General features: G+C 71.3%; 20 protein-coding genes and 1 other RNA gene. 18 read left to right on the top strand and 3 right to left on the bottom strand.

All coding sequences use genetic code 11. The features are described 5' to 3' along the window. The first annotated feature begins 191 nt into the window (after window positions 1–191). The 4 genes from OG520_RS25145 (at window position 192) to OG520_RS25160 (ending at window position 5,875) form a co-directional block, all read left to right on the top strand. Window positions 192–1,877, top strand: coding sequence for a serine/threonine-protein kinase (locus OG520_RS25145; protein ID WP_406014683.1), 1,686 nt, complete (start codon window positions 192–194; stop codon window positions 1,875–1,877). A gap of 181 nt (window positions 1,878–2,058) precedes the next feature. After that, window positions 2,059–3,297 (top strand): serine/threonine-protein kinase, encoded by a 1,239-nt coding sequence (locus OG520_RS25150; RefSeq protein WP_399332010.1) that lies wholly within the window; start codon window positions 2,059–2,061, stop codon window positions 3,295–3,297. 94 nt (window positions 3,298–3,391) lie between these two features. Beyond that, window positions 3,392–4,498, top strand: coding sequence for a peptide chain release factor 2 (gene prfB, locus OG520_RS25155; RefSeq protein WP_389971956.1), 1,107 nt, complete (start codon window positions 3,392–3,394; stop codon window positions 4,496–4,498). Between the two features lie 384 nt (window positions 4,499–4,882). Then, window positions 4,883–5,875, top strand: a complete 993-nt coding sequence (locus OG520_RS25160) for a hypothetical protein (protein ID WP_406014684.1) — start codon at window positions 4,883–4,885, stop codon at window positions 5,873–5,875. A gap of 120 nt (window positions 5,876–5,995) precedes the next feature. Here the strand turns inward: OG520_RS25160 and OG520_RS25165 are convergent, their stop codons facing one another. Continuing rightward, window positions 5,996–6,196, bottom strand: coding sequence for a hypothetical protein (locus OG520_RS25165; RefSeq protein ID WP_389971952.1), 201 nt, complete (start codon window positions 6,194–6,196; stop codon window positions 5,996–5,998). Between the two features lie 269 nt (window positions 6,197–6,465). On the opposite strand from OG520_RS25165, the gene ftsE reads away from it, so the two are divergent. The 5 genes from ftsE to ssrA all read left to right on the top strand — a co-directional run bounded on the left by ftsE (window position 6,466) and on the right by ssrA (window position 10,382). Further along, a complete protein-coding gene (gene ftsE / locus OG520_RS25170; protein WP_093540601.1) occupies window positions 6,466–7,155 on the top strand; it encodes a cell division ATP-binding protein FtsE in 690 nt (229 codons plus the stop codon). A gap of 23 nt (window positions 7,156–7,178) precedes the next feature. Continuing rightward, entirely contained in the window at window positions 7,179–8,096 is a 918-nt protein-coding gene (gene ftsX, locus OG520_RS25175) for a permease-like cell division protein FtsX (RefSeq protein ID WP_385323756.1), read from the top strand. 67 nt (window positions 8,097–8,163) lie between these two features. Then, window positions 8,164–9,396, top strand: coding sequence for a S41 family peptidase (locus OG520_RS25180; protein WP_406014685.1), 1,233 nt, complete (start codon window positions 8,164–8,166; stop codon window positions 9,394–9,396). An 18-nt stretch (window positions 9,397–9,414) separates the two neighbouring features. Next, on the top strand, window positions 9,415–9,903 hold the full coding sequence (gene smpB, locus OG520_RS25185) for an SsrA-binding protein SmpB (RefSeq protein ID WP_266418567.1): 489 nt from the start codon (window positions 9,415–9,417) through the stop codon (window positions 9,901–9,903). A gap of 109 nt (window positions 9,904–10,012) precedes the next feature. Continuing rightward, window positions 10,013–10,382: a transfer-messenger RNA gene (gene ssrA / locus OG520_RS25190) on the top strand. A 59-nt stretch (window positions 10,383–10,441) separates the two neighbouring features. Here ssrA and OG520_RS25195 read toward each other — a convergent pair. Further along, on the bottom strand, window positions 10,442–11,701 hold the full coding sequence (locus tag OG520_RS25195) for an MFS transporter (RefSeq protein WP_406014686.1): 1,260 nt from the start codon (window positions 11,699–11,701) through the stop codon (window positions 10,442–10,444). An 83-nt stretch (window positions 11,702–11,784) separates the two neighbouring features. Between OG520_RS25195 and OG520_RS25200 the strand changes: the two genes are divergently transcribed. From OG520_RS25200 to OG520_RS25215, 4 genes are all read left to right on the top strand, one after another. Further along, entirely contained in the window at window positions 11,785–12,789 is a 1,005-nt protein-coding gene (locus OG520_RS25200) for a LysR family transcriptional regulator (protein WP_406014687.1), read from the top strand. Window positions 12,790–13,029: 240 nt separating this feature from the next. Continuing rightward, on the top strand, window positions 13,030–14,202 hold the full coding sequence (locus OG520_RS25205) for a uroporphyrinogen-III synthase (RefSeq protein ID WP_406014688.1): 1,173 nt from the start codon (window positions 13,030–13,032) through the stop codon (window positions 14,200–14,202). Between the two features lie 113 nt (window positions 14,203–14,315). Then, entirely contained in the window at window positions 14,316–14,696 is a 381-nt protein-coding gene (locus OG520_RS25210) for a DUF4259 domain-containing protein (RefSeq protein WP_399331999.1), read from the top strand. Between the two features lie 74 nt (window positions 14,697–14,770). Further along, entirely contained in the window at window positions 14,771–15,334 is a 564-nt protein-coding gene (locus tag OG520_RS25215) for a GNAT family N-acetyltransferase (RefSeq protein WP_406014689.1), read from the top strand. Window positions 15,335–15,356: 22 nt separating this feature from the next. On the opposite strand, the gene OG520_RS25220 is transcribed toward OG520_RS25215, so the two are convergent. Then, complete coding sequence (locus OG520_RS25220; RefSeq protein WP_406014690.1) at window positions 15,357–15,932, bottom strand: GNAT family N-acetyltransferase; 576 nt, start codon at window positions 15,930–15,932, stop codon at window positions 15,357–15,359. 116 nt (window positions 15,933–16,048) lie between these two features. Between OG520_RS25220 and OG520_RS25225 the strand changes: the two genes are divergently transcribed. The 5 genes from OG520_RS25225 (at window position 16,049) to OG520_RS25245 (ending at window position 22,788) form a co-directional block, all read left to right on the top strand. After that, window positions 16,049–16,702, top strand: coding sequence for a CGNR zinc finger domain-containing protein (locus OG520_RS25225; RefSeq protein WP_406016562.1), 654 nt, complete (start codon window positions 16,049–16,051; stop codon window positions 16,700–16,702). Between the two features lie 81 nt (window positions 16,703–16,783). Continuing rightward, on the top strand, window positions 16,784–17,413 hold the full coding sequence (locus OG520_RS25230) for a sigma-70 family RNA polymerase sigma factor (RefSeq protein WP_406016563.1): 630 nt from the start codon (window positions 16,784–16,786) through the stop codon (window positions 17,411–17,413). After that, a complete protein-coding gene (locus OG520_RS25235) occupies window positions 17,410–18,285 on the top strand; it encodes a zf-HC2 domain-containing protein (protein ID WP_406014691.1) in 876 nt (291 codons plus the stop codon). Before OG520_RS25230 ends, OG520_RS25235 begins: the two co-directional genes overlap by 4 nt. Window positions 18,286–18,389: 104 nt before the next feature. Next, window positions 18,390–20,798 (top strand): HelD family protein, encoded by a 2,409-nt coding sequence (locus OG520_RS25240; protein WP_406014692.1) that lies wholly within the window; start codon window positions 18,390–18,392, stop codon window positions 20,796–20,798. Between the two features lie 553 nt (window positions 20,799–21,351). Further along, window positions 21,352–22,788 carry an NAD-dependent malic enzyme gene (locus tag OG520_RS25245; protein ID WP_406014693.1) on the top strand — a complete coding sequence of 479 codons (1,437 nt, stop codon included), beginning with the start codon at window positions 21,352–21,354 and terminating at the stop codon, window positions 22,786–22,788. Window positions 22,789–22,989 lie beyond the last annotated feature (201 nt).

Below are 22,989 nucleotides of genomic sequence, written 5' to 3' on the forward strand. Positions count from 1 at the left end.
GTCCGATGTGAGCGTCTTGTCCTGCGACCGGCCGGTGCCTCCCCGGGGCGGCATCCGGCCAACGGCGGACAGGGCGACGAAGGCAACCGGACGGAGCTGCCTGGCCCCGCCGGACAGGCCCTAGAGTAGGCGGAACTCCCGGGCGGATCCGGGAGCACCGCAATCACCACGATCTGCAGGGAGCGCATGACGTGCGGCCGGTAGGCAGCAAGTACCTCCTGGAGGAGCCGCTGGGACGCGGCGCCACGGGCACCGTCTGGCGTGCCCGCCAGCGGGAGACCGCGGGCGCCGAGGCGGCCGTCGCCGGCGAGCCCGGCGAGACCGTGGCGATCAAGGTCCTGAAGGAGGAGCTCGCCAACGACGCCGATGTCGTGATGCGGTTCCTGCGCGAGCGCTCCGTGCTGCTCCGGCTCACCCACGAGAACATCGTGCGCACCCGCGACCTGGTCGTCGAGGGCGACCTCCTCGCCCTCGTCATGGACCTGGTCGACGGCCCCGACCTGCACCGCTACCTCCGCGAGAACGGCCCGCTCACCCCGGTCGCCGCCGCACTGCTCACCGCGCAGATCGCCGACGCACTCGCCGCCAGCCATGCCGACGGCGTCGTCCACCGCGACCTGAAGCCCGCCAACGTCCTGCTCGACGAGCGCGACGGCCAGATGCACCCGATGCTCACCGACTTCGGCATCGCGCGCCTGGCCGACTCCCCGGGGCTCACCCGGACCCACGAGTTCGTCGGCACGCCCGCCTACGTGGCGCCCGAGTCCGCCGAGGGCCGCCCGCAGACCTCCGCCGTCGACATCTACGGCGCGGGCATCCTGCTGTACGAGCTGGTCACCGGCCGCCCGCCGTTCGCCGGCGGCACCGCCCTCGAAGTGCTGCACCGGCACCTCAGCGAGGAGCCCCGCCGCCCCAGCACCGTCCCGGCCCCGCTGTGGACGGTGATAGAGCGCTGCCTGAGCAAGGACCCCGACCGGCGGCCCAGCGCCGAGAACCTGGCCCGCGGCCTGCGCGTCGTCGCGGAGGGCATCGGCGTGCACGCCAGTTCCGCCCAGATCGCCGCGGCCGACGGCGTGGGCGCCCTGCTCGCACCCGATCCGGCACCCGCGGCCGTTCCGGAGACCCCCGGTGCGGCGGACCCGACGCAGGTGCTGCCGAGCAACGCGGGCTCGTACGACCCCAACGCCGCCACCAGCCTCATGCAGCACACCCCCGGCCAGGGCCAGGGCGCGGGCGGGCACGCCGACCCGACCTCGGTCATGCCGCCCGTGCCGCCGCGTCCGGACGGCTCTCCGCAGCCCGAGGGGCCGCACCCCTGGCAGTCCCAGCTCCAGGCGGCCCGCGACCGCAACGAGCAGACCCAGGTCCAGTACCTCGACCCGGGCCAGGACCCGCTGCGCCGCCGCCCCCAGCGCGCCCAGCCCCAGCAGCCACAGCACCAGCAGCCACAGCCGCAGCGGCGGCAGCCGCCTCCGCAGCATCAGCAGTACCAGCAGCCGCAGCAACAGCAGTACCCCCAGCACCACCAGCAGCAGTACCAGCCGCAGCCCCAACAGCAGCCCCAGCGCCAGCAGTACGCGCCCCCGCAGCAGCCGGTGGCGCCCCAGCCGCCGGCCCCGCGTCAGCCCCGCGAGCCGAGGCAGCGCAGCGCCAACCCGATGAGGATCCCCGGCCTCGGCTGCCTCAAGGGCTGTCTGTTCACCCTGGTGCTGCTGTTCGTCGCGGGCTGGCTGATCTGGGAACTGACGCCGTTGCAGGACTGGATCGGCCAGGGCAAGAGCTACTGGCAGGCGATCAGCGACACGGTCTCCACCGTCACCGACTGGATCTCGAAACTGGGCGGCAGCAGCGACGGCGGCGGCAACACCAACCCCTGAGCAGCCGCACCACCATCAACTCTGTAGCTATATCGACTTCCGCGGGCCAGTTTCCACCGCATATCGCCCGCGGAAGTGAAGGTTGGCACCATCCCGGGCACTCAACCCCCCGGCCGACGCGTAACTTTGTCGACCGGGGGTCATGAGCGACGGTCCATCGCCAGCCGCTGAGGGAGCAGTCTTGGCACGGAATATCGGCAGCCGGTACACCGCACACCAGATCCTGGGGCGCGGCAGCGCAGGCACGGTCTGGCTCGGCGAAGGGCCCGAGGGCCCGGTGGCCATCAAGCTGCTCCGCGAGGACCTCGCGTCCGATCAGGAACTCGTCGGCCGCTTCGTCCAGGAGCGCACCGCCCTGCTCGGTCTCGATCATCCGCATGTCGTTGCCGTCCGCGACCTCGTGGTGGACGGCAACGACCTGGCACTGGTCATGGACCTGGTACGCGGCACCGACCTGCGCACCCGCCTCGACCGCGAACGCCGCCTCGCGCCCGAGGCCGCCGTGGCGATCATCGCGGACGTCGCCGACGGCCTCGCCGCCGCACACGCCGCCGGCGTGGTCCACCGCGACGTCAAGCCGGAGAACATCCTGCTCGACATGGAGGGCCCGCTCGGACCCGGCGGCTCGCACCCGGCGCTGCTCACCGACTTCGGCGTGGCCAAGCTGATCGACACCCCGCGCCGCACCAAGGCCACCAAGATCATCGGTACGCCGGACTATCTGGCCCCCGAGATAGTCGAGGGGCTGCCGCCGCGCGCCGCCGTCGACATCTACGCCCTCGCCACCGTCCTGTACGAACTCCTCGCAGGCTTCACGCCCTTCGGCGGCGGACATCCCGGCGCCGTCCTGCGCCGCCACGTCACGGAGACGGTCGTACCCCTCCCCGGCATCCCCGACGAGCTCTGGCAGCTCCTGGTCCAGTGCCTGGCCAAGGCCCCCGCCTCCCGGCTGCGCGCCTCCGAGCTCGCGGCCCGGCTGCGCGAGCAGCTCCCGCAGCTGGCCGGCATCCCGCCGCTCGACGTGGACGAGCCGGACGCCGAGCCGGAACCCCAGACCTACGACGAGCAGCAGTACACCCCCGCCCCCGAGGAGCCCCGCCGCCGCGGCGCGGTCCCGCTGGTGCCCGGCTCGTCCGCCGACTCCAACCGCGACACCCACACGAGCATGCGCGTCCCGGCCCCCGACGAACTCTCCGGCGGCCCCCGCGGCACGGCCAGGGCCCCCCGCTCCCCGGGCACGCCCCGCCCCGGCTCGGCCCGCAACAAGTCCGCCGCCGTCCGCAAGCGCCGCCTCACGCTGGGCGCCGCGGCCCTGGTGCTGGTGGCGGCGCTGGGCGTGGGCGGCTGGCTGGCGCTGAGCGGCGACGACGAGGGCGCACCCGCCCAGGACACGGGGAACTCGGCGCCGGGCACGCCCTGACCCGAGCGCCCGCGAGGGCGCCGCGCACGTGATCGCCGGGACGTGATCATGCGGCCCGAGGAACGTCCGTCCCGACAGCCGTTACGCTGGACCCGTGGCAGTCGTCGATATTTCCGAAGAGCTGAAGTCCCTCTCATCGACCATGGGGTCGATCGAGGCCGTCCTGGACCTGGATGCGCTGAGGGCGGACATCGCCGCGCTCGAGGAGCAGGCGGCCGCGCCTTCCCTCTGGGACGACCCCGAGGCGGCGCAGAAGATCACCAGCAAGCTTTCGCACCTCCAGGCCGAGGTCCGCAAGACCGAGGCCCTCCGCAACCGGATCGACGATCTCGAAGTCCTCTTCGAGCTCGCTCAGGACGAGGGCGACGCCGATGCCCTGGCCGAGGCGGAGTCGGAGCTGGAGTCCGTCCGGAAGGCGCTGGACGAGATGGAGGTCCGTACTCTCCTGTCCGGCGAGTACGACTCCCGCGAGGCCCTGGTCAACATCCGGGCCGAGGCCGGTGGCGTGGACGCGGCCGACTTCGCCGAGAAGCTCCAGCGCATGTACATCCGCTGGGCCGAGCGGCACGGCTACAAGACCGAGGTCTACGAGACGTCGTACGCGGAAGAGGCCGGCATCAAGTCGACCACCTTCGCCGTCCAGGTGCCGTACGCCTACGGCACGCTCTCCGTCGAGCAGGGCACCCACCGGCTCGTCCGGATCTCGCCCTTCGACAACCAGGGCCGCCGCCAGACGTCCTTCGCGGGCGTCGAGGTGCTGCCGGTGGTCGAGACGACCGACCACATCGAGATCGACGAGTCCGAGCTGCGCGTGGACGTGTACCGCTCCTCGGGCCCCGGTGGTCAGGGCGTCAACACCACGGACTCCGCGGTCCGTCTGACCCACCTCCCGACCGGCATCGTCGTCTCCTGCCAGAACGAGCGCTCGCAGATCCAGAACAAGGCGTCCGCGATGAACGTCCTCCAGGCGAAGCTCCTTGAGCGCCGCCGCCAGGAGGAGCAGGCCAAGATGGACGCCCTCAAGGGCGACGGCGGCAACTCCTGGGGCAACCAGATGCGGTCGTATGTCCTGCACCCGTACCAGATGGTCAAGGACCTGCGTACGGAGTTCGAGATGGGCAACCCGGAAGCGGTCTTCAACGGTGAGATCGACGGCTTCCTGGAGGCGGGCATCCGCTGGCGCAAGCAGCGGGAGAAGTAGAAACAAGCGTTCACGGCGGTGCCGGAGACCCCGCGGGGTCTCCGGCACCGCCGTTTTTGTCGGGGCGACCTCATGACCGGGCCGCCCCTGAAGGGGAGTTGGGGCTCCTGGTTGCGCGGGAGCTGTGGCGAGTGCGTCACAGTCGTGATTCCGAATGAAGGTCAACTGCGAACAAACCAGTGCATATTGCACGGAACGGCCTTGACGTAGTCCTTAACTGTGGACAGGGTGCTAGGGCAGCATGCGTATGTCTGGGACGGGTGTGAACGGGGGCGGGCGGCATGACCACGGCTCTGTGTGGCGCCGTTCGGAGCGAACTCCGGAGAGCCGGGGCCCGCATATGGCTGCTCCACTGACGAGAACAGCTACTGGGGGTAGCAGCACATGACGAAGAAGACGCGAGTCCGCGTCGCGCGGATCGCCGCGGGCGCGGTCATCGCCGCGGGCGCCTCGCTCACCGCCGCCGGTGCAGCTTCGGCGGTCGGCATTGGCGTCGACCTCGGCGTCGTGTCCACGAAGGCCGAGGTCGACGAAGGCGGTCTGGGCATCGACGCCGACATCAAGGGTCCGCAGGGCGATTCCGACGGCGGTGGCCCCGGCGGTGTCGACGAGGGACAGACGTCCGGCACCGGCACGTCGGGCACGGAGGGTTCTTCCGGCACCGAGGGCACGTCGGGCACGGAGGGTTCTTCCGGTACCGAGGGCACGTCGGGCACGGAAGGCACGTCCGGCACGTCGGGTACGGAGGGCACCTCCGGCACGTCGGGCACGGAGGGTTCTTCCGGCACCGAGGGCACGTCGGGCACGTCGGGTACGGAGGGTTCTTCCGGTAACTCGGGTACGTCCGGTAACTCGGGTACGGAGGGTTCTTCCGGTAACTCGGGTACGTCCGGCAACTCGGGTACGGAGGGTTCTTCCGGTAACTCGGGTACGTCCGGCAACTCCGGTACGGAGGGTTCTTCCGGTAACTCCGGTACGTCCGGCAACTCCGGTACGTCCGGTAACTCGGGTACGTCCGGTAACTCGGGTACGTCCGGCAACTCGGGTACGTCCGGTAGCTCCGGCACGGAGGGTACGTCGGGCACTTCCGGGAGCGGCTCGTCCGGTACCACCGGTAACGCCTCCACCGGCTCCACCACCGGCGGCGACGACGCCAGCACCTGCACCGTCGACCTCGACGGCGCGAAGTGCGCGGACAACACCACTCCCGACTCCGCCGGCAACCAGCCGGTCGAGCAGGGCAAGGGCAAGGACGAGCTCGCCGAGACCGGTGCCGCCGAGACCACGTTCCTGCTGGTCGGCGCCGCGACGATGATCGCCGGAGGCATCGGCTTCCGGATCCTGCCGCGCCTGATGAACGGCCGTACGGTCGCCTAAGGGGCACCCGCGGTAACAACTGCACAGCTACGCACAGAGGGGCCCGGGACGCCGATCGGCATCCCGGGCCCCTCCACGTACACGTACCGGCGCCTGCGGGCCGACAGGCGGGGCGCGCGGCTACACGGTCTGGTGCGCCAGCAGTGCCAGCGCGCCCAGCAGCACCACCAGCAGGGCCACGAGCATCACCGGGTTCAGCCCGGCGAACATTCCCTGCTCCTGTTCCTGCTGCAGCCGCGCGCGGCTTGCCCGGCAGACGGGGCAGCGGCCCTCGTTGACGGGCGCCGCGCAGTTCGCGCACACCAGTCGGTCATAGGTCATGCGCTTTCCTCCTCCCGCGCGGCGGAGCCGCATACACTCTGTCTCCGCACAACGCTCATGGAAACGCAACCGTTCCCCCTACCACTGTGCCAGCTCGCGCGGATTTCGGCGCGGCCCGCCGGAGATCACCCGTTCCGTCGCACTTCGGACCCGCTTCCGGCCGGTACCGTTCCGCCATAAATCACCCATCCCCGGACGCGCGCCTGCACGCCTCAGTCCGGTTCGCGTATGGTCACGCACACCTACTCCCGGCCGACCGTGGTGCATCCGTGATCCGATTCGACAACGTCTCCAAGACCTACCCGAAGCAGAGCCGTCCCGCTCTACGGGATGTGTCTCTCGATATCGAGAAGGGCGAGTTCGTCTTCCTGGTGGGCTCATCCGGCTCCGGCAAGTCCACCTTCATGCGACTCATCCTCCGCGAGGAGCGTGCCAGTCAGGGCGCGGTCCACGTCCTGGGCAAGGACCTCGCGCGCCTGTCCAACTGGAAGGTGCCGCACATGCGCCGCCAGCTGGGCACGGTGTTCCAGGACTTCAGGCTCCTCCCCAACAAGACCGTTGCGGAGAACGTGGCGTTCGCGCAGGAGGTCATCGGCAAGCCGCGCGGTGAGATCCGCAAGGCGGTGCCCCAGGTTCTCGACCTGGTCGGCCTCGGCGGCAAGGAGGACCGGAGGCCCGGTGAGCTCTCCGGTGGTGAGCAGCAGCGCGTGGCGATCGCGCGGGCGTTCGTGAACCGCCCGATGCTGCTGATCGCGGACGAGCCGACCGGCAACCTCGACCCGCAGACCTCCGTCGGCATCATGAAGCTGCTGGACCGGATCAACCGGACCGGTACCACCGTGATCATGGCGACCCACGACCAGAACATCGTCGACCAGATGCGCAAGCGCGTCATCGAGCTGGAGCAGGGCCGTCTTGTACGTGACCAGGCCCGCGGCGTCTACGGCTACCAGCACTGAGCATCGAGCACTGAAAGGACGCCATGCGCGCCCAGTTCGTCCTGTCGGAGATCGGCGTCGGCCTCCGTCGGAACCTCACGATGACCTTCGCCGTCGTCGTCTCCGTCGCCCTCTCGCTCGCCCTGTTCGGCGGCGCGCTGCTCATGCGCGAGCAGGTCAGCACGATGAAGGACTACTGGTACGACAAGGTCAACGTCTCGATCTTCCTCTGCAGCAAGAGCGATGTGACCTCGACGCCGAAGTGCGCCAAGGGTGCTGTGACCGCGGAGCAGAAGAAGGAGATCGAGGGCGACCTCCACAAGATGGACGTCGTCGACACGGTCACGTACGAGTCGGCCGACCAGGCGTACAAGCACTATCAGGACCAGTTCGGCGACTCACCCATGGCGAGCAACATCACGCCGGACCAGATGCAGGAGTCGTTCCGGGTCAAGCTCCACGACCCGAAGAAGTACAAGGTCGTCGCCACCGCCTTCGCCGGCCGTGACGGGGTGCAGTCCGTCCAGGATCAGAGAAGCATCCTGGACAACCTCTTCCAGCTGATGAACGGCATGAACGTGGCCGCCCTCTTCGTGATGGCGCTGATGCTGGTCATCGCGCTGATGCTGATCGTGAACACCGTCCGGGTGTCCGCGTTCAGCCGACGGCGTGAGACGGGCATCATGCGGCTCGTCGGCGCCTCCGGCTTCTACATCCAGATGCCGTTCATCATGGAGGCCGCGTTTGCCGGCCTCATCGGCGGCGTCCTGGCCTGTGTGATGCTGCTGGCCGGCCGGTACTTCCTGATCGACGGCGGACTGGCACTCCAGAGCAAACTGAACCTGATCGACTTCATCGGCTGGGACGCGGTCTTCACCAAGCTGCCCCTGGTCCTGGCAATCGGCCTGCTGATGCCCGCCGTTGCCGCGCTCTTCGCACTCCGCAAGTACCTCAAGGTGTGACATGCGCCCCCTGGGCACGCGGCCAACCGGCCGTGTGCCCAGGGGGCGTTGTCCTAGACTCGGCGACATGTCGGGCCCCACGCAGTGTTTCGGGCCCCGCGGCGTGCGCCGCGGGGCGGCCCTGACATTGGTTTTCGCGAGCGTGCTGGCCACCGCGGCGGTCACCGGGGCGCTGCCGCGCGGCAGCGCGAAGTCCGAGGACTTCGCGACCCGTTCCGTGGCCTCCACCGTCGACCGCGACGAGGTTGCCGCCGCCGCCGCCCGAGCCGTGGCCGACGGCAAGTCCGGCAAGGAGGCGGCCGAGGAGGTCGTCAGCCGCAGCGGCGACCGCTGGGGCGCGGTGTACGACGAGCGGCAGTACGAGGAGTTCGAGCAGGCCCTGGACGGCTCGTACACCGGCGTCGGGATCGCCGCGAAGCGCTCCGCCGACGGGCTGGTAGAGGTGGCCCGGGTGCAGCCCGGCGGCCCGGCCGACCGGGCCGGCATCGAGCCGGGCGACCTGCTCCGTACGGTCGACGGCCACCGGGTCGACAGGCGCCCCGTCGCCGAGGTCGTCGCCCTGCTGCGCGGAGACCGTACGGAGGCCGCCGCGGGCAGCACCGTCGTCCTGGGGGTCGAGCGCGGCGCGGGCCTGCGGACCGAGACGCTGCGCCGGGCCAGGCTCACCACCGAGGCCGTGACCGTGCGACGGATCGGACCGACCCGTCCCGCCTCCTCCACCTCTCCCGACTCCTCCGACTCCTCCGATTCCTCCGGTTCGTCCGGCGCCGTCATGATCGAGGTCGACTCGTTCACCAGGGGCTCGGGCGCCAAGGTCCGTGACGCGGTCCGGGACGCACCGTCGGACGCCGGGGTGCTCCTCGACCTCCGCGGCAACTCCGGCGGACTGGTCACCGAGGCCGTCACCGCCGCCTCCGCCTTCCTGGACGGCGGCCTGGTCGCCACGTACGACGTGCACGGTGAGCAGCGCGCCCTCTACGCACAGCCGGGCGGCGACACCGACCGGCCCCTCGTCGTCCTGATCGACGGTGGCACGATGAGCGCCGCCGAGCTCCTCACCGGCGCACTCCAGGACCGGGGCCGCGCCGTCACCGTCGGCTCGCGGACCTTCGGCAAGGGTTCGGTCCAGATGCCCAGCAAGCTCCCGGGCGGCTCGGTGGCCGAGCTGACCGTCGGCCACTACCGCACCCCGGCGGGCAGAGGCGTCGACGGCCGGGGCATCACCCCGGACCTCGCGGTCGGTTCCGGGGCCGAGCAGCGGGCCGAGACAGTATTGAGTGGCCTCGGGGGTGGGTCGTAGTGCGAAAATGGCCGCACTATGGCTAAGGAAAAGGACACAGGGCGCAAGCTCATCGCGCAGAACAAGAAGGCGCGGCACGATTACCACATCCTCGACACCTACGAGTGCGGCCTCGTGCTCATGGGTACCGAGGTCAAGTCGCTGCGGCTGGGCCGGGCCTCCCTGGTGGACGGCTTCGTCCAGATCGACAGGGGCGAGGCATGGCTGCACAACATCCACGTGCCCGAGTACGTGCAGGGCACCTGGACCAACCACTCGGCCAAGCGGAAGCGCAAGCTGCTGATGCACCGGGCCGAGATCGACAAGCTGGAGTCGAAGTCGGGCGAGACGGGCCACACGATCGTGCCGCTCGCGCTGTACTTCAAGGACGGCCGGGTCAAGGTCGAGATCGCGCTCGCCAAGGGCAAGAAGGAGTTCGACAAGCGGCAGACCCTGCGCGAGAAGCAGGACACGAGGGAGACCAACCGCGCGATCTCGGCGGCGCGCAGGCGCCAGCGGAGCGCGTAGGACCGGGTCCTGCCGGGCGTCGGCAGGAATGGGCTGGCATCGTTGCGCGTTGGTCACGTACGATGGCACTGCACTCCACAGCGGGTGCGCGCATTTGAAAAAACAACATGGGGATGATCGGTTTCGACAGCGGATGTCGAAGCAGGGGAAGCGTGTCGAGGAAGCGGCAATGATCTCGTAAACCATATGTCGCAACCAATAATCGCCAACACCAAGCGCGATTCCTTCGCCCTCGCTGCCTAAGTAGCGACTTGCGAAGTGTCAGCCCGGGGGTGATCCCGACCCGGATCCTGGCATCATCAAGGGATCTAAACTTCTAGACCCGGTCACGGGGCCTGGAAGGAAATCAAACAGTGGCTGAGCCCGTCGGAGACTTGTTCGCGTGATCTCCGGGGCTGAGAAAAGCGCAGCGAACTGCACACGGAGAAGCCCTGATTCTGCACCGTTGGACGCGGGTTCGATTCCCGCCATCTCCACAATTCCCATGTGAACGAGGACCCCGTTGCCACCGGCAACGGGGTCCTCGTTTTTGTACCGGTCATCGGTTCCGGGGAGTCCGGACCCCGGCCGCCGCGACGGTCAGTGCCAGTGCCGCCGCGCAGACCGGTACGACGTACCCCGGCGCCTGTCCCGTGTGCTCCACCATCCAGCCGCCGGTCGCCGAACCCGCGGCGATGCCGCCCAGCAGTGCGGTCACGGCCAGTGTCATGCCCTCGTTCAACTGGCCCTCGGGGGTGAGGCGTTGCACCAGGGTCATACCGGTGACCATGGTCGGGGCCGTCGCCGCGCCGGCCAGGAGCAGTGCGCCGGCGAGGGCGAGCAGGGAATCGGTCGAGGCGGCGGCGAGCAGGGGCAGGGACATCAGCGCCGTCATCCCCGTCAGGCAGAGCAGCAGCCGGCGACGGATGTCCGCGGCCGGGCGCAGCGACCCGTAGAGCAGCCCCGCCGCGCACGATCCGGCCGCCTGGAGGGCGAGGATCGCGCCCCCGGCGTGGGCGATGGTGACGACCTCCATCGCACCGAAGACCGCGCCGGTGGCGAGGAAGGCGGCGAGCAGTGCCGGCATGCCCCGGGTGCGGAGCGGGGAGCCCGCGTGGGTGCGGGGCGCCACCGGTGGTTCGGTGGCGCGCTGGGCGGCGAAGATCAGTACGCCGGTCATCAGCAGGATCGCCCCGACGAGTGTTCCGGCCTCCGGGAAGAGCGCCGCGCACAGCAGTGCGGCGAGGGCCGGGCCGAGCATGAAGCAGAGTTCGTCCGCGGCCTGTTCGAAGGAGTTCGCGGTGTGCAGGGCGGCCGGATCGCCCCGGTGCAGATGGGCCCACCGGGCCCGGGACATCCCGCCGGTGTTGGGCGTGGTGGCGGTCGCGGCGTAGGAGGCGAAGAGGGTCCAGGTCGGGGCGCCGTAGTGCACGCAGATCAGCAGGGCCAGCGAGCCGAGCGCGGCGATCGCGGTGGCGGGCACCGCGACCCTGGCCTGTCCGTACCGGTCGACGAGCCGGGCCGTCCAGGGGGCGACCACCGCCGTGGCGGCGAGGCCGGTCGCGGTGACGGCTCCGGCCAGGGCGTACGAGCCGCGCGAACCGGCGATCATGATGACCGCGCTGACGCTGAACATCCCCATGGGCAGCCGGGCGAGCAGATTGCCCGCGGTGAAGGCGCGGGCGCCCGGGGTGGCGAGCAGCCTGCGGTACAGGTTGGTGGACGCCCGCCGGGCGGGGGTGGTGCGCGGGGCGATGACCAGCAGGTCACCGGAGACGGTGAGCAGGGGGGCGGTGGCGGGGGTTCTCTCGTACGGCATGGGCCAAGCCTCGGGGCGCACGGTCTCCGGGGTCCAACACCTTCTCCGTACCGATTAACGCATCTGTGTTGTAAATTCTGGGGGTGGCCTCCTTCGCTGCCGATGCGGGCACCCAGACGCATACCCATACTGATCCCCGGCTGCTCCGGGCCTTCGTCGCCGTCGCCGAGGAACTGCACTTCACCCGCGCCGCGGCCCGGCTCTACATCGCGCAGCAGGCGCTGAGCCGGGACATCCGCCGGCTGGAGCGCGAACTGGGCGCCGAGTTGTTCGTACGGACCACCCGGCAGGTCTCCCTCACCCCGGACGGTGACCGGCTCCTCCCGCACGCGCGGCGGGTGCTGGAGGCGCACGACGAGCTCGCCGCCGCCTTCGCCGATCCCGCGGTCAGACCGCTCTTCGTCGACCTCAACACCGACGGCATGACGGCCGCCCGCGTCCTCGCCCGCGCACGGGAGCTGGCCCCGGCGTGCGAGCTGATGGCGCGCTTCGAGAGCGGCCTGACCTGGGCCGCGGGGGAGATCCTCGCCGGGCGGCTCGATGTCTCCTTCGGCCGCGCCGCCGGACTCGACCCCGCGGTACGGGCACGGCTCGGCGTGCAGCCGGTGCGGTACGAGCCGATGGCCGTGCTGTTCCCCGCCGATCACCCGCTCGCCGCGCACGAGGCCGTCGCGTTGGACGATCTGGCGGGCGAGACCGTCTACGCGGGCGCCGGAAACCCCCGCACCCCGGAGTGGACGGACCTCGCCCGGCTGCTCTTCGCCGAATGGGGCATCGCGCTGGCGCCCCCCGTCCCGCTCGCGATCGGTGTGGCCGAGTTCCAACGGGTCATGGCCAAGTCGCCGCGTTACCCGATCCTGTGCGTGACCGACTTCCCTCCGATGCCCGGCACCGTGTTGCGACCGCTGGTCCGGCCCGTACCGCTCTCCCCGTTCCTGCTGGTCTGGCGCAAGGGGCTGCGCCACCCCGGCCTCGACGCCCTGCGCGAAGCCGCGGAACAACTGGGTGCCGAGGAGGGCTGGCTGATCCGTCCCGGCGGCAGCTGGCTACCCGGGCCCGACACGTCCCTGATGGCGAATCCCGACTGACCGCGCCAGTCGTCGACCGGGGAGACCGTCAACCGCGCGTATACCTTCGCCGGACCCGATCCCACCGGACCCGAGGCCGGGAAGTCGCTGTTCAGCGGCGTCGGGGCAGGACCATGTCCGCTCGGTGTCAGGTGACGTAACCGGCGGGAAATACGGGTGAACCAGCCCTGTCACGCATCATTGGCAGGCTCGCCCCTCGGCATCATCGGGCAGCAGCGGTACGAGAGCCGGGAAGACCATATGCACGACATGCACGAGGACGAACAGCACGGGCCCCTCGCGGGCTTCACCGTCGGGGTGACCGCCGCACGGCGCGCGGAGGAGTTCGGCGCGCTGCTCGAACGACGGGGCGCCACGGTCCTGCACGCACCCGCCCTGCGGATCGTGCCGCTCACCGACGACGGCGAACTCCTCGCCGTCACCCGGGCAATCATCGAAACCGTCCCTGACGTGGTCGTCGCCACCACCGCGGTCGGCTTCCGCGGCTGGGTCGAGGCCGCCGGGGGCTGGGGCCTCGGCGACCGGCTGCTGGAGGCCCTGCACGGTACCGAACTGCTGGCCCGCGGCCCCAAGGTCAAGGGCGCCGTCCGGGCCGCCGGGCTGACCGAGGCGTGGTCACCCGCCTCCGAGTCCATGGCCGAGGTGCAGGACCGGCTCCTGGACGAGGGCGTGGCGGGCCGCCGCATCGCCCTCCAACTGCACGGCGAACCCCTCCCCGGCTTCGTCGAGTCGCTGCGCGCCGCGGGCGCCGAGGTCCTCTCGGTACCCGTCTACCGCTGGACGGACCCCGAGGACATCGCCCCGCTCGACCGGCTGCTCGACAGCACCCTCGCCCGCGACCTGGACGCGCTCACCTTCACCAGCGCCCCGGCCGCCGCCTCGCTGCTCGGCCGGGCCGAGAAACGCGGACTGCTCCCGGAACTCCTGGGCGCGCTGCGCGACGACGTCCTCGTGGCCTGCGTCGGACCGGTCACCGCCCTGCCGCTGCAGGCCCGCGGCATCGACACCGTCCAGCCGGAACGCTTCCGGCTCGCCCCGCTCGTCCAGCTGCTCTGCCAGGAACTCCCCGCCAGGGCACCCGCGTTGCCGGTCGCCGGACACCGGGTCGAGATCCGGGGGCACGCCGTGATCGTCGACGGCGAACCGCGCCCGGTGCCGCCCGCCGGAATGGTGCTGCTGCACGCCCTGGCCCGCCGGCCGGGCTGGGTGGTGGCCCGCGCCGACCTGCTGCGCGCACTGCCCGGCGGCGGCACCGACGAGCACGCGGTGGAGACGGCCATGGCGAGGCTGCGTACGGCACTGGGCGCGCCCCGCCTCATCCAGACGGTCGTCAAACGCGGCTACCGGCTGGCGCTGGACCCGGCGGCCACGGACGGCCCGGACGCCGGTCCGGGGAGCGGTCCGGCCTGCTAGGGCCCCGTTGACGTCCCCTTGCCGACCCTGTTGTCAGCCCTCGTTGTCAGTCCTCCTTGCTAGAACAGAGGCAAGCAGGAAAGACCATGGAAAGACCAGTGGAAGGGGGCTCCGTGGGTACCTGGGGCAGTGGGAATTTCGACAGTGACACGGCTGCGGATCATCTGTCGGGCATCACCGGACGGCTCGTCTCGGAGATCGAGGAGGCGATGGCCGACGACCCGGTCGTCCTGGAGGCCGACGAATACTGGGGCGTCGCCGTGCCGTGCAACGTCGAGCTGCTGTCCCTGATCGCGGAGCAGGGGTATGTCGGCGCGGGCGTGCCGGAGGTGGCGGTGGTCGAGGGCTGGAAGAAGAAGTTCATGGACGTGTGGGAGCGGACCATCGACGACCTGGAGCCCAAGCAGGAGTACAAGGAGGACAGACGCGCCGAGCTGATCCGCACCTTCGACCGGCTGACGGCCCTGGCGGAGCGGGAGCACGCGGCGCAGTGAGGGGGCGCGGGGCAGGCGTGGGCCGGAACCGCACCGGCCGTGGGGCCGGAACCGCACCGGGATAGCGTGCGGGAATGATCCAAGACATCCACCGGCTCGACGCGGAGGTACGACTCCGTCCCGCCGCCCCGGCCGATGCCGCTTCCCTCGCCGTTTCGCTGACCCGCAGCCGCGCGTACATGCAGCCCTGGGAGCCCGTGCGGCCCGACTCCTTCTACACCGAACAGGGGCAGCGGGAGCGGCTGGCCGGGATGCTCGCGGACCGTGACGCGGGGCGTGGGATGCCCTGGGTGCTCGCCGACGAGGCGGACCGCGCGATCGGCGGGTTCAACCTGAACAGCATCGTGCTCGGGCCGTTCCGCAGCGCGACGCTCGGCTACTGGGTCGATGTCGAGTACGCGGGCCGCGGTCTGGCCACGACCGCCGTGCAGCGGATCTGCGAGGTGGCCAGGGACGGGCTGCGCCTGCACCGGGTCGAGGCGGGGACGATGGTGGACAACGTCGCCTCGCAGCGGGTGCTCGCCAAGTGCGGCTTCGAGCAGTACGGGACGGCCCCGCGCTACCTCCACATCAACGGCGAGTGGCGCGACCACTTCCTGTTCCAGCGGATCCTGCACGACGGCCCGCCCACGGGCTGAGCGGCCGGCCGGGGACGGACGGCTACGGGCGGAGATCCCTGGTACGCCGCACATCCCCGGCGCGCAGCCGCACATGCCGGTGCCCGTCCAGCGGCCACGGCGGCCGCGCCGGAAGCACCTCCACGAAGCCGTAACCGCTCTTCTCCGCGACCCTGCAGGACGCCTCGTTGTCGATCCGGTGCAGCAGGTCCAGCCGCGTCAGCCCGTCCCCGGCGAACGTTTCGAACGCCCAGTCGCCGAGCGCCCCGAGCGCCAGCGGCGCGACCCCCCGGCCGCGGGCGGGCGCCGCCGTCCAGTAGCCGACCTCCGCGCTGTCGGAGCCCGGTGCGGGGTACTTGAGCGCCACGTTGCCGACCAAGGCACCACCGCGGTCGCGGTCCACCACCGCGAAACCGAAGCGGCTGCCGGACTCCCGCCCCTCCTGCTGCGCCCGCAGCCACTGCTCCGCCCCCGCCTCGTCCATGACCTGCGTCAGCAGCATGGCGCGCATCGCGGGATCGCGGTACGCCTCGACCAGGGCCGGGGCGTCGTCGGCTCGCCAGGGCCGGAGCAGCAGCGGGCCTGCCGAAAGGACGGTGGTACCGAGATTGTCGCTCATCCGGCCACCGTACGGCCCCGCGCACGACGACCCGTGGGGCAGCAGGGGTTCCGGGTGGGCCCCGCGAGGGGCACCCTGGGGGAGACCCACCGGTGACCCGAGGCGGTGACATGCGCATGGCGGCCGGCAAGAGCTCGTGCGACTGGCGGTTCGACTCCGGTCGGCCCTGCCTCGACCTGGTGGCGACAGGGATCGGGACCACCGGTGCATGTGAACTGCTCGACGGCGCCGAGCGGCTCGCCGACTGGCTGGTCGCCGCCCGACTCGTACCGGGCGGCACCCGCCTCGACGCCGTGGACGAGTCCTGGGTGGTGCGCTTCCGGCAGCTGCGTACCGGCGTCGACCGGCTGCTGACGGCCGAGCTCGGCGGCCGCGGCGCCGGGAGCGCCCTGGAACGGGTCAACGCGCTCGCCGCCGGGGCGCCGCCGGGGCTGCGGGCCGTGCGCGGCAGGGGCGGCAAGCTGGTGCGGGCGCTGAGCGCCGATCCCGAGTGCGGGGCGCTGCTGGCCGCCGTCGCCCGCGACGTCGTGGAACTCCTCACCGACCCCGTGGCACGGGCCGGACTGCGCCGCTGCGAGGCCGACAACTGCCGCCGCTTCTACCTGGACACCTCGCGCGGACGCCGTCGCCGCTGGTGCTCCAGCGAGGTGTGCGGCAATCGCGAGCGGGTGGCCCGGCACCGGCGCCGAACGGCGGGCGCGGCGATGCCGGATGCGACCGCGACGGTGCCGGACGCGACCGTTCCGGTGGTGGACACGACCGTGCCGTAAAGAATCCTGAGGCTGCTTTGAACGGATCGCGGCCCGCCCCCGTATTCGATGACCGAGGAGCTCCACAAGGCCGACCGGGAGGTGCGGGTGCGCAAGGAAGCGGCCGTGGCCGATGACCGTCCGCACAGGGCTCGACATCGCAACGAGCCGCGCCCATCACCGCATCCGTCGCCGCATCCGCCCCCGTCCCCGGAGCCTTCCGCCGTTCCGGACGAGGAGCTGATGCGGGCGCTCTACCGCGAACACGCCGGGCCGTTGTTCGCGTACGTGCTCCGCCTGGTCGCCGGCGACCGGCAGCGAGCCGAGGACGTGGTGCAGGAAACGCTCATCCGCGCCTGGAAGAACGCCGGGCGGCTGGGCGGCGCCACCGGATCGGTCCGCCCCTGGCTGGTGACGGTCGCCCGGCGCATCGTCATCGACGCCCACCGCAGTCGGCAGGCCCGGCCGCCCGAGGTCGATCCCTCGCCGCTGGAGGCCATTCCGGCGGAGGACGAGATGGACAAGGCGTTGTGGCTGATGACGCTCTCCGACGCGCTCGACGATCTGACCCCGGCGCACCGGGAAGCCCTGGTCGAGACCTACTTCAAGGGCCGTACGGTCAACGAGGCGGCCGATGTGCTGGGCATCCCGAGCGGGACGGTACGGTCCCGGGTCTTCTACGCACTGCGTTCGATGAAGCTCGCCCTGGAGGAGAGGGGGATCACGGCATGAACGACGACCACGAGTGGGAGCCCTTCGGCCTCAGGCCGACCGGCCCCTCCGCCCCTTCCACCCCCTCCGCCCCTTCCAACCCCCGCAACCCCCGCACCCCCTCCAGCCCCCGCACCCCCTCAGGGCACGACGCCGCCGGTGCGTACCTCCTCGGTGTTCTCGACGATGCCGAGGCATCCGCCTTCGAGGCGCATCTGGCCGGCTGCGAGCGGTGCGCCGCCCGGCTCGACGAGCTCGCCGGCCTGGAACCCGTGCTCGCGAGGCTCTCCGGGCCCCCGGCCGCCGTGCCGGGCGCCCGCCCCGTCCGGTACGTACCGGGCCCGCCCGGCCCCCGCGTGCTGGAGCGGCTCGTCGACGAGGTGGCGGCCGGGCGGGCCCGGCGCAGGCGCCGGTCCGGGTATCTGGTGGCGGCGGCGGTGGCGCTGATCATCGGCGGCCCGGTGGTCGCGGTCATGGCGAGCGGCAACGGCGGCCCGTCGACGCGGGCGGCGGGCCCGTACCCCACCGGCACCGACGAGGGCACCCCCCTCCGGCGCATGCCGGAGAAGGTACGGGCCACCGACCCCGTCACCAAGGCCGACGCCACGATCGGCATGGAGAGGAAGCCCTGGGGCACCAGCACCGTGCTGGAGCTCAGGAATGTCACGGGTCCGCGGAAATGCCGCCTGATCGCGGTGTCGAAGACCGGCGAGGAGGAGGTCGTCACCTCCTGGTCCGTACCGGAGCGGGGATACGGCATCGAGGACTCCCGGCACCCGGGCGCGACATACCCGCTCCGTGTCCAGGGCGGCGCGGCCATGGACCGGGGCGACATCGACCACTTCGAGGTGCGTACGTTCGACGGCAGGCGGCTGGTCGAGGTCGATGCCTGACCGAGATCGTCTGCGGACCATTTCGATATGCGCGGCAGGTGCGCGGCGGGTCCCCCTTCGCATAAGGTTGACGGCTGCCCAATGCACGTCAGAAGGGGGCCTCGGTGGCCGCGCAGGATGCCGCTGTCGATTCGTTGCGGGACCGGGAAATCGGTGTCGAGCAGGAACATCTCGACCGTGTGTACCACCGCCTTGAGGAGAAGATCCACGAGGCGGAATTTCTCATGCATGACGCCGTCAAGCGCGGCCAGGTCGGCACCCCGGGAGCGCTCGCCGAGCGCGACGCCCAGGTGTTCCGGGCCGGAATCCACCTCAACCGGCTGAACAGCGAGTTCGAGGACTTCCTCTTCGGGAGGATCGATCTGCTGCTCGGCAAGGACGGCGAACGCGGCCCGGACGGCGCGTACACCTCCGTCGAACCCGCCGACGACGCCGTCCGCGACGACAGCTCGGCCGATATCGCGGAGACGCTGCACATCGGCCGGATCGGGGTCCTCGACTCCGACTACGCGCCGCTGGTCATCGACTGGCGCGCCCCGGCCGCCGCACCGTTCTACCGCTCGACGCCGAAGGAACCCGGCAGGGTCGTACGCCGCCGGGTCATCCGCTCCAAGGGCCGCAAGGTCCTCGGCGTCGAGGACGACCTGATGCGCCCCGAGCTGACCGCGCACCTGGGCGGCGACAAGCTGCCCGTCATCGGCGACGGCGCCCTGATGGCGGCGCTCGGACAGGCCCGCAGCCACACCATGCGGGACATCGTCTCCTCCATCCAGGCCGAACAGGACCTGGTGATCCGGGCCCCCGCCGCCTCCGTCACCGAGGTCTCCGGCGGCCCCGGCACCGGCAAGACGGCCGTCGCCCTGCACCGTGCCGCGTACCTCCTCTACCAGGACCGGCGGCGTTACGCGGGCGGCATCCTCGTCGTCTCGCCGACCCCGCTCCTGGTCGCGTACACCGAGGGCGTGCTGCCCTCGCTGGGCGAGGAGGGGCAGGTCGCGATCCGCGCGGTCGGCTCGCTCTCCGACGAGGCGGCCGGCGTCGAGGGCGCCACCACCTACGACGAGCCCGCCGTCGCCCGGATCAAGGGCTCCTCGCGGATGCTCCAGGTACTGCGCAAGGCGTCCCGCGGCGCGCTGGAACAGCCCGGCACCTCCCGCAGGGCGGCGGCGGACCGGGACGGCCAGCTGTCCTTCGGCGACGCGGCGGACGGGGCGGACGGGGCCGGCGACGGCGACCGGGCCCCCGCCACCCCGACCCGGCTGCGGGTCGTCGCGTTCGGCGCCCGCGTCGAGCTGAACGCCGACGAGCTGCACCGCATCCGGCAGGCTGTCCTCGGCGGCACCGCGCCGGTCAACCTGCTGCGCCCGCGCGCCCGCAGGATGCTCCTGGACGCCCTGTGGAACAAGTCCTCGGGCCGGGGCCGCTACACCGACCCCGAGCTCGCCGCCGAACTGCGTTCCTCCTTCGACGAGGACGTCTCCACCGAGACGGACTTCCTCGACTTCCTGAACGCCTGGTGGCCCGAGCTCACCCCGCGCGGGGTGCTCGCCGCGATGGCCGACGAGAAGCGGCTCGGCCGCTGGGCCCGCCGGGTCCTCAACCAGGGCGAGGTACGCCGCTTCGCCCGCTCCCTGAAGCGGCTCGACCGCGACGGGAACGGGCCGCTGTCCGTGCACGACGTGGCCATCCTCGACGAGTTGCAGACGCTGCTCGGCACACCGCACCGGCCGAAGAAGAAGCGCGAACTCGACCCGCTGGACCAGCTCTCCGGTCTGGAGGAGCTGATGCCGCAGCGCGAGGAGACCCAGCGCGAGCGTGCCGAGCGGCTGGCGGCGGAGCGTACGGAGTACGCGCACGTCATCGTCGACGAGGCGCAGGACCTCACGCCCATGCAGTGGCGGATGGTCGGCCGCCGCGGCAGGCACGCCACCTGGACGATCGTCGGGGACCCGGCGCAGTCCTCCTGGTCGGACCCGGACGAGGCCGCCCGCGCGCGCGACGAGGCGCTCGGCAACCGGCCGCGCCGCCGCTTCACCCTCACGGTCAACTACCGCAACCCGGCGGAGATCGCCGAGCTGGCCTCGAAGGTCCTGGCGCTGGCGATGCCCGGAATGGAGTCACCGGCCGCGGTCCGCTCCACGGGCGTGAAGCCGCGCTTCGAGACCGTACGGGACGGCGATCTGGCCGCCTCGGTGCGCGAGGAGGCGCGGCGGCTGCTCGCCGAGGTCGACGGCACGGTGGGTGTGGTCGTCGCGATGAACCGCCGGGCCCAGGCCCGCGGCTGGCTCGCCGAGCTCGGCGAACGGGTGGTGGCGCTGGGCAGCCTGGAGGCGAAGGGCCTGGAGTACGACGCCACGGTGGTCGTCTCGCCCGCGGAGATCGCGGACGAGTCCCCGGCCGGCCTGCGGGTGCTGTACGTGGCGTTGACGCGTGCGACGCAGCAGCTCACGGTGGTCTCGGGGGAGCGGGACCTGCCCGACGAGGACGGTGTCCCGGACCTGTTGAGGGACTGAGACGGGGCCGGGCGGGGGCGGCGAGGACCTGGGGCCTGTCCGGCGGATCAGGGGCGGACAGGCCGGGGCCTCTCGGGGCGGACTGTTTTCGGGTCAACCTGTGCTGCGGGGAATCACTTCTTCGGGGTCTTTGTTAGCCTGGTGTCGGCACCGGCTCGATCCAAGCCCCCGGGCCCAACCTTCGTCGCTACGAGCGACCACTTGCCGCGAGGCGAGCATGGCGGGTCGGTGCCGCTCGACCAAGAAGACAGACCCGCGTCACCTTCCGGTGGCGCGGGTCTGTTCGTGTTTGCGGAGTCCGTTCCCGCGCAGGGGGCGCCCCCGCTCCCGCGCAGGTGGTGCCCCGCCTCACGGCGATGGCCGGTACCGAATCCGGCCGGGGCCGGGTGGGGGTTCCGCTGAAGCGGTCATATCTCGTATGGTGGAAAGTACTTTCCGAAGAGTGGCAGTCATTACCGGCTACCGGCCAGTAGGTGCGACGATCGGGAAGCGTGTCCGAGGCGAGCGCCCCGGTCGCGCGGCAATGAAGCTAAGGAAAGCGAAGGACTCGGCCATGGCAACGGCGCCCAGCGTCTCGTACTCGATGACGGTCAGGCTGGAGGTGCCCGCGAGCGGCACAGCGGTCTCCCAGCTCACCACGGCCGTGGAGTCCTCCGGTGGATCGGTCACCGGCCTCGACGTGACCGCTTCCGGTCACGAGAAGCTGCGGATCGACGTCACCATCGCGGCCACCTCCACCTCGCACGCGGACGAGATCGTCGAGGGCCTGCGCGGCATCGAGGGTGTCGTCCTGGGCAAGGTCTCCGACCGTACGTTCCTGATGCACCTCGGCGGCAAGATCGAGATGGCGTCCAAGCACCCCATCCGCAACCGTGACGATCTCTCGATGATCTACACCCCGGGCGTGGCCCGGGTCTGCATGGCCATCGCCGAGAACCCCGAGGACGCCCGCCGCCTCACCATCAAGCGCAACTCCGTCGCAGTTGTGACGGACGGCTCCGCCGTGCTCGGTCTCGGCAACATCGGCCCGATGGCCGCCCTCCCGGTGATGGAGGGCAAGGCGGCCCTCTTCAAGCGGTTCGCCGGCATCGACGCCTGGCCGATCTGCCTGGACACCCAGGACACCGACGCCATCGTCGAGATCGTCAAGGCGATTGCCCCCGGCTTCGCGGGCATCAACCTGGAGGACATCTCCGCCCCCCGCTGCTTCGAGATCGAGGCACGGCTGCGCGAGGCCCTGGACATCCCGGTCTTCCACGACGACCAGCACGGCACCGCGATCGTCGTCCTGGCCGCGCTGACCAACGCGCTTCGCGTGGTGGGCAAGGGAATCGGGGACGTACGGGTCGTCATGTCCGGAGCCGGAGCGGCCGGTACGGCCATCCTGAAGCTCCTCATCGCCGCGGGCGTCAAGCACGCCGTCGTCGCCGACATCCACGGTGTGGTGCACGCCGGTCGTGAGGACCTCGTCTCCGCCGACGCCGACTCGCCGCTGCGCTGGATCGCCGACAACACCAACCCGGAGTCCATGACCGGCACCCTCAAGCAGGCCGTCGTGGGCGCCGACGTCTTCATCGGCGTCTCCGCCCCGAACGTGCTGGACGGCTCCGATGTCGCCGCCATGGCCGACGGTGCGATCGTGTTCGCGCTCGCGAACCCGGACCCCGAGGTGGACCCGGCAATCGCACGTCAGACGGCGGCGGTTGTCGCCACCGGGCGCTCCGACTTCCCGAACCAGATCAACAACGTGCTGGTCTTCCCGGGTGTCTTCCGCGGCCTGCTGGACGCTCAGTCCCGCACTGTCAACACGGAGATGATGCTCGCCGCGGCGGGCGCCCTCGCCGACGTGGTCGCCGAGGACGAGCTGAACGCGAACTACATCATCCCGTCGGTCTTCAACGACCGGGTCGCGGGCGCGGTCGCCGGCGCAGTCCGGGGCGCCGCGAAGGCGGCCGGCGGCACCGCGAAGGCCTCGGGCGACCTCGGCTGACCCGCCTCCGCCGGCAGGACCCGGCAGGCCTCCTGCGGGCGTCGTCCGCGCCCCCGGCGCCGCACGTCGGTCCGGACTACGGCGCGTCGCGGGTCGCGGCGCCCCAAACGCCCCTTTAGGGTGGGCGGGCGGCGCGTCCCGCCGAGGCCCGCATCCGCTGCGGAACGCTTTCGGAGAGTCGACGGAACGTCACCACGACGA

It is taken from the genome of Streptomyces sp. NBC_00984 (genome assembly GCF_045162475.1).
Lineage (GTDB): Bacteria > Actinomycetota > Actinomycetes > Streptomycetales > Streptomycetaceae > Streptomyces.